Source organism: uncultured Methanobrevibacter sp. (genome assembly GCF_937906425.1).
In the GTDB taxonomy this organism is placed as follows: Archaea; Methanobacteriota; Methanobacteria; order Methanobacteriales; family Methanobacteriaceae; genus Methanobrevibacter.
The window spans coordinates 1-3,276 of the sequence record NZ_CALCYR010000071.1; the positions used below are offsets into that span (position 1 = coordinate 1).

A 3,276-nucleotide genomic window follows, 5' to 3' on the forward strand; every position below is an offset into this window, starting at 1 on the left:
CTCTTCCGATCTTATTTATCTTGTTTTTTTTTAAAATAAAAAAAGAAATAGAAAATAGTAATTAAATAATAAATAATTAATAAAATAATAATTAAATTAAATAATTAAATTAATTTTAAATTATTTTGCACTATTTTCTTCTACCAATTCTTTTGCATGAATGGTAATATTCTCATTTAAAACTTCTTTTAAGAATTTACCAGTGTAAGTATCAGATTGAGCTAATTCTTCAGGTGTTCCTGTAGCAATAACCTCTCCACCACCGTCTCCACCTTCAGGACCGAGGTCTATAATATGGTCTGCTGTTTTTATAACATCTAAATTGTGTTCAATCACAACAACAGAATTGCCGGCATCTGTTAATCTGTCCAAAACGCTTAGCAATCTCTTAATGTCATCAAAGTGAAGACCTGTAGTAGGTTCATCCAATATGTATAATGTCTTACCGGTACTTGTTTTTGAAAGCTCTTTAGCAAGTTTTACCCTTTGAGCCTCTCCACCTGATAATGTGGTTGCAGGTTGCCCTAGTTTAATGTATCCCAAACCTACATCATACAATGTCTGAAGTTTTCTAGCAATTCTAGGAACATTTTCAAAGAAGTTTAAAGCTTCCTCTACAGTCATTTCAAGAACTTCATAGATATTTTTACCCTTGTAACGAATGTCTAAGGTCTCATCATTATATCTTTTACCCTTACAGACCTCACAAGGAACATAAACATCTGAAAGAAAATGCATTTCTATTTGGATTATTCCATCACCATAACATGCTTCACATCTTCCTCCCTTAACGTTGAAACTGAATCTGCCAGGTTTATACCCTCTTGCCTTGGCTTCAGGTGTTTCTGCAAAGAGTTCTCTTATTGGAGTAAATACTCCTACATATGTGGCAGGATTTGAACGCGGGGTTCTGCCTATCGGTGTTTGGTCTATCCTAATGATCTTATCAATGTTTCCAACACCTTCGATTGCATCATGTTTGCCGGGATGCATATATTTCCTGTTGATTATTGTTGATAATCCCTTATAAAGGACCTGATTGATTAGACTGCTTTTACCTGAACCGCTAACTCCTGTAACACAGGTGAACAGTCCTAAAGGAATCTCAACATCAACATTCTTAAGGTTGTTTTCTCTTGCTCCCTTGATTTTTAGGAACTTGCCATTTCCAGCCCTTCTTTCAGTGTTGATTGGAATTGACTCCTTTCTTGATAGGTATCTTCCGGTTATGGAATCTTCAGAAGCCATAATCTCTTCCGGGCTTCCTTCAGCTATAATCTTGCCCCCATGCTCTCCAGCACCAGGGCCTATGTCTATAACATAATCTGCAGAGAGTATTGTTTCCTCATCGTGCTCCACTACAATCAAGGTGTTTCCAATATCCCTAAGGTGTTTTAGGGTTTCAATAAGCTTTACATTATCCCTTTGGTGAAGACCGATACTAGGTTCATCCAAAATATATAAAACACCGACCAATCCTGAACCGATTTGGGTAGCAAGCCTGATTCTTTGAGCTTCTCCACCAGAGAGAGTACCTGAAGACCTGCTCATGCTGATATAGTCAAGCCCTACATCTACAAGGAACTTCAATCTTGCCTTGATTTCCTTAAGGATTTCCTTTCCTATAAACATCTGCCTTTCTGTAAGCTCAAGATTTTCAAAGAACTTGTAGCTTTCCTTTATGGACAAGTCACATACATCTATGATTGACTTGTCTCCAACGGTTACAGCCAAAACCTCTGGACGAAGTCTTTTTCCGTCACAAACAGGACATTTCAAGTCACTCATGAATTTGGAAATGTATTTTCTGTTATAGTTTGACTTTGTTTCAAGATATAATCTTTCCATTCTGGTGATTACACCTTCAAATTTACGGTTAACCCTATAGCTCCTGTTTCTTCTTTTGAAAGTAAAAGCCACCTTTTCCTTTGAGCCGTAAAGCAATATTTTCTGTTGCTCTTCAGTTAAATCCTTAAATGGGGTATCCATACTAAAGTTGAAATGTTCGCTAACCGCCTTAAGCATTTGGAAATAATAGTTATCCTTCTTATTGGATTTTGACCAAGGCACTATTGCACCTTCATTCAATGATAAATCCTTGTTTGGAACGATTAAATCAGGGTCCATTTCCATTTTTGTTCCAATACCATTACACTCAGGACATGCTCCTTGGGGTGCATTGAATGAAAACATTCTTGGTGTCAATTCCTGGAAACTTATGCCGCAATCTGTACATGCAAAGTCTTCGGAATAGGTTTTTTCGTATTCAATATCATTTCCTTCATCGTCCACCTTATTATATATGACAGATACCATACCATCTGCAAAATTACAGGCGGTTTCTACAGAATCTGACAATCTTCTCTGGAAGTCAAGACCCTTTCTTATTTTAAGTCTGTCAACCACCAATTCAATGCTGTGTCTATATGTTTTTGCAAGTTCTATATCCTCATCAAGGCCTCTGATTTCTCCATCGACCCTTACTCTAACAAAACCTTTTTTCCTAAAGTCATCTAGAATATCCTTATGCTCTCCCTTTCTATCCTTGATGACGGGAGCCAATATGTGGATTTTAGTTCCTTCACCTTCTCCAATAATTGATTCTGTTATTTGACCAATGGTCTGATGTGAAATCTCCTTTCCACAGTTTGGACAGTGGGGAATTCCAATTCTTGCATACAATAAACGTAAGTAATCATAAATTTCAGTAATGGTTCCTACAGTTGATCTCGGATTTACTTTTGTAGTCTTTTGATCTATTGAGATTGCAGGAGAAAGCCCTTCGATATAATCAACTTCAGGTTTTTTCATTTGTCCTAAAAATTGTCTGGCATAAGCGGATAATGATTCTACATATCTACGCTGTCCTTCAGCATAAATAGTGTCAAATGCAAGAGAGGATTTCCGCCTATGTACATATTCCTTCCGAGTCGGACTGATCCCACCGGGTAATCCTTTAAAACCCTCTTTAACACTTTCCATACCGACGGATCCGTATGTACATGATGGTGCGAATCCACATGCCACATCACACCTCCCAGTTCCCGGTATTTATCAAACTGGGCCCTTATCTCTTTTTCGATATTGTCTCTTGTCTTTTTTGGAAGAAAAAATCGCGTTTTAAGACTTCTGGCAAAATCAGCGGTAAACTCTCCGCCATCATCACACATAACCCGGTCGGATGCCACATCTTCCGTTAGAGGTTTGCCGGATGTCAGATTTAGATGAATTCCGACTTTACCATCAAAGATCGGAAGAGCGTCGTGTAGGGAAAGA

At 37.8% G+C, this 3,276-nt stretch carries 1 protein-coding gene; it reads right to left on the reverse strand.

The window, feature by feature from the left end; genetic code table 11:
• Positions 1–120: 120 nt before the first annotated feature.
• Complete coding sequence (uvrA, locus tag Q0138_RS01920) at positions 121–3,027, reverse strand: excinuclease ABC subunit UvrA (protein WP_297980142.1); 2,907 nt, start codon at positions 3,025–3,027, stop codon at positions 121–123.
• Positions 3,028–3,276 lie beyond the last annotated feature (249 nt).